The organism is Romboutsia sp. (assembly GCF_056995035.1).
On record NZ_JBXKIW010000027.1, the window covers coordinates 1 to 4374 of the forward strand.

General features: G+C 28.9%; 3 protein-coding genes. 1 reads left to right on the forward strand and 2 read right to left on the reverse strand.

Annotation, left to right across the window (positions count from 1 at the left end; translation table 11 throughout):
* Window positions 1–1600, reverse strand: a 1600-nt coding sequence (locus AC11VW_RS03125; protein WP_484299932.1) for an aldehyde dehydrogenase family protein, incomplete at its 3' end; no start/stop codon positions are given.
* 356 nt (window positions 1601–1956) lie between these two features.
* Window positions 1957–2553, reverse strand: a complete 597-nt coding sequence (locus AC11VW_RS03130; protein ID WP_484299933.1) for a DUF4230 domain-containing protein — start codon at window positions 2551–2553, stop codon at window positions 1957–1959.
* Window positions 2554–2672: 119 nt separating this feature from the next.
* On the opposite strand from AC11VW_RS03130, the gene AC11VW_RS03135 reads away from it, so the two are divergent.
* Window positions 2673–4268, forward strand: a complete 1596-nt coding sequence (locus AC11VW_RS03135; protein ID WP_484299934.1) for a putative manganese-dependent inorganic diphosphatase — start codon at window positions 2673–2675, stop codon at window positions 4266–4268.
* Window positions 4269–4374 lie beyond the last annotated feature (106 nt).

The following is a 4374-nucleotide window of genomic DNA, read 5'->3' on the forward strand; positions in this document are numbered from 1 at the left end:
CTACAGATGGATCTGGTTCTACATCAGCGAATACATCTATCATAACTGGGTTTCTTCTTTTTCTTAAGTGATATTCTAATTTTTCAACATATCCTAATTGAACCATCATTCTATCAGTTACTATCATTACTCTATTTGTGTTTGGTAACTTCTCTAAATATTGTAATGATCCAACTTCATGGTATATTCTTTCAGGTACTTTAAACCATTGCATGTTAACTCTTCTCTTAGTAACTTTCTTAATGTTTATTAAGTTTACAGCTGATACGTTATCTGTAGTCGAGTTGTTACCCATAGATCCGCATCCTAAAGTTAATGATGGAGTATTTACATTATATATATCTCCTATTGCACCATGAGTTGATGGAGCATTTACTAATAGTCTTCCTGTTCTTACTCTATTACTGAATTCTAATATTACAGCATCGTCGTTTGAATGTATAACAGCTGAGTGACCTAATCCACCAAACTCAGTCATGTCTACACATCTTTGTACCCCTTCTTTAGCATCCTTAACTTTTATACAAGCAAGTACTGGACTTAACTTTTCTTTAGATAGTGGATGATCATTTCCTACTCCACCTATTTCAGCTACTAACATTTTAGCATCTTTAGGAACTTCGAATCCTGCCATTTGTGCTATTTTGTATGGACTTTGTCCAACTATGTTAGGATTTAATGAATTAGTTTCTGGGTTTATAACTGTTTTTTCTAATAATGCTTTTTCCTTTGCATTAACAAAGTAACAGTTATATCCTTTCATTAAACCAACTACTTCATCATATATACCTTCTTCTACTATAACTGCTTGTTCTGAAGCACATATCATTCCGTTATCAAATGTTTTAGATAATATTAAATCATTTACAGCTTGTTTAACATCTGCAGTTTTTTCTATGAAACAAGGTACATTACCTGCTCCAACTCCTAGTGCTGGTTTTCCTGCTGAGTAAGCTGACTTAACCATTCCAGGACCTCCAGTTGCCAATATTAAAGCTACACCTTTGTTATTCATAAGTGCACTTGAAGCTTCTAATGATGGTACTTCTATCCATTGGATACAACTTTCTGGAGCACCTGCTTCTATAGCTGCATCTCTTAATATTTTAGCAGCTTCTGCTGAACATTTTTGAGCTGATGGGTGGAAACTGAATATTATTGGGTTTCTTCCTTTTATTGATATTAATGATTTAAACATAGCTGTTGAAGTTGGGTTAGTAACAGGAGTAACTCCAGCTACAACACCTATTGGTTCTGCAACCATCATATATCCTTCTTCTTCATTTTCTTCGATAACTCCAACTGTTTTTGTATATTTTATACTATTATAAACATATTCTGTCGCGAATATATTCTTAGTTACTTTATCTTCAAATATTCCTCTTTGAGTTTCATCTATTGCCATTTGAGCAAGTTCTATATGCTTATCAAGACCTGCTTTAGCCATAGCTCCTACTATTTTATCAATCGCTTCTTGGTCTAACTTTAACATAGCTTCTTTTGCTACGTTAGCTTTTGCTACTAAATCATTGATCATGTTTTCTACACTAAATTCTTGCTTCACTTCTTCTGTTTTAGCTTTTTTTACTTCTTTACTCATAGTGTTGTTCCTCCAAATGATTATAATTTATATTAAACTGCGTTAGTTTTTTAACAAACTTGTTATAATTAGATAATACACGAACCGCCTAAATGTGTCAATAATTTTTGTTATTTTTTTATCTATCTCACTCTTTGAAAACGTTTTTATTTTATTTTCATTTTAATTTATTCTTTTTTCTAACCTTTTAATATAATTTAAAATCATGTTTATGTATATATTTTACTCTTTAGGTCACTTAGTTAAAATTTAATCAACGTTTCTAAATCAATTTTTAATCCTCATATATTCGAATCATTACAAATAGAAAAAACTAGAATTTAATCTTAATCCTAGTTATCTAATTAACACTTATATCATTTAAAACTTACAACTACTTCTTTATATCCTATATTTTTCAGCATATTCTCTATACTAGTTTTTGTAGTTTTCATAATCTCGTTCATTAACCCTTCTTGTAGTGCTTTTCCTTCATATTCTTTTTTATATTTATTTATATCATCTAACACTTCTTGAATTTCCAATTTATTAAACATTGAACTTTTTACATCATAAACATAAATATTATCATTATCTATATAATGATCTAGAATTTTACACTCTTCTATTTCTATAAAAATTTCATCTCCTGTATTTTTAACTATCTTTATATCCTGCGGCGTTACTCCTCCATTTATTATTCCATTGTATTTTATAATAAATGATTTCTCTGTGAATGGTATCTTTATATCATTTATACTTTTATCTTTCTTAACCGTAATAATATTACTATAATTATATTTTACTGTATTTAAATTTAACACTTGGCTTATAGTATTCATTACCTTTGTATTATCCTTATATATATTTTTATCACTTTTAAACTTATACATGAAACATGAACCTGTTATTACTACGATTAAAATGGGTAATAATATAAGTAATTTCTTAATTTTTTTTGATTTTTGCAACATATCTTTCTCTCCTTTTGATATAATATTTTTTGTTATTAACAAATATATTTATATAAGCAATTAAAATATTACATATTAAATTTAAAAATATAATTTTTTTCCTGAAAGGAGTAATAAATATGACATTATTAGTTTTCGGGCATAAGAACCCAGATACAGATTCAATATGCTCTGCAATTTCATTAGCGCACCTAAAAAATCAATTGGGTGAAAATGCAATACCTTATGCTTTAGGAGAAGTACGAAAAGAGGCTCAATACGTACTAGACTACTTTAAAGTGAATGTACCTGAGGTTTTAGAAAATGTAAAAATACAAGTTAAAGATTTAAGTTATGATAAGGTAAATCCTTTAACTCCATGCGCTTCTATACTAGAAGCTTTTAACTTTATGGAAAATGCACAAGTAAAAACATTACCTGTTATATCTAATGATGGAGATTTTTTAGGATTAGTTACTATGCAAGAAATAGCTAAAAGTCTTCTTCATCAACACTTTAGTACGGTACATACGTCTTTATCAAATATATGCAAGAACCTTGATGGTTCAGTACTTGTAAATTGTAGTGATGATATAAAAGGTAGAGTTGTGACTTTATCGTTCAGTATAGAAGGTGTAATGGATATATTACAAGAAGGAGATATAGCTATAGTTGGTAGCAGATATGACATCATTGAATATGCTATAGATACAAAAGTAAAACTTCTAATATTAACTGGTAAAACAGAATTACCTGATCATTTATTAGCTCTTGCTAAACAAAATGGCGTTTCTATAGTATCAGTTAACTCTGATACTTATAAAGCATCTAACATAATCAATCAATGTAACTATTTAAGCGATATAATTTGTACTCAAAATTTAGTTACCTTCAATGAAAACGACTATGCCGATGATGTAAAAGAAATTATGTTAAGTACGAACTTAAGAGCTTATCCTATTATTGATAACAACAATAAATTATTAGGATTACTTTCTAGAAGACATCTTCTAAATCCAACTAAGAAAAATGTTGTTTTAGTTGACCACAATGAATACGCTCAAAGTGCAGATGGTATAGAACAAACTAACATAGTTGAAATAGTTGACCACCATAAGATAGGCGGTATCTCTACGGATGTTCCTATGTCTTTCAGAGTTATGCCTGTTGGATGCACTTGTACTATAATATATCAAATGTATAAAGAAAATAATGTTGTAGTACCTCACCATATAGCTGGTCTTTTATTATCTGCTATATTATCTGATACATTATTATTCAAATCTCCAACTACTACTGAAATGGATAAAAAAGCTTGTGAGGAATTAAGTAAAATAGCTAACGTTGATATGGAAAGCTATGCTATGGAAATGTTCAAGGTTGGTACATCTTTAGATGAATACAGCATAGAAGAAATAGTTAATATGGACTTTAAAGAATTTAACATGAGTGGAAAAAGAGTTGGTATAGGTCAAGTATTTACTTTAGATATTGATTCTATATTTGCTAAGAAAGATCAATTCTTATCTTATATAAACTCAACTGATTATGATATGTTAGTTCTTGCTATAACAGATATAATCAAAGAAGGTTCTTACTTACTATACAAAGCTAATGATAGTTTAATATCTGAAGCTTTTAATGTAAATGCCCAACAAGGAGTATTTGCTGAAGGAGTTGTTTCTAGAAAGAAACAATTAGTTCCAAACTTAACTACTGCGGTTAAAAATATATAATATATATAAAAAGTACCTTTCAAAATTTGAAAGGTACTTTTATAGTTAGAGGAAATTAAATTACATTTTCTCTACGTCTGAATAATCTTGTCCAAATGTTTCAACT

Excerpts from the sequence above, each read along its gene's own strand:
- AC11VW_RS03130 (WP_484299933.1), bottom strand. The coding sequence starts at position 2,553 with ATGTTGCAAAAATCAAAAAAAATTAAGAAATTACTTATATTATTACCC.
- AC11VW_RS03135 (WP_484299934.1), top strand. The coding sequence starts at position 2,673 with ATGACATTATTAGTTTTCGGGCATAAGAACCCAGATACAGATTCAATA.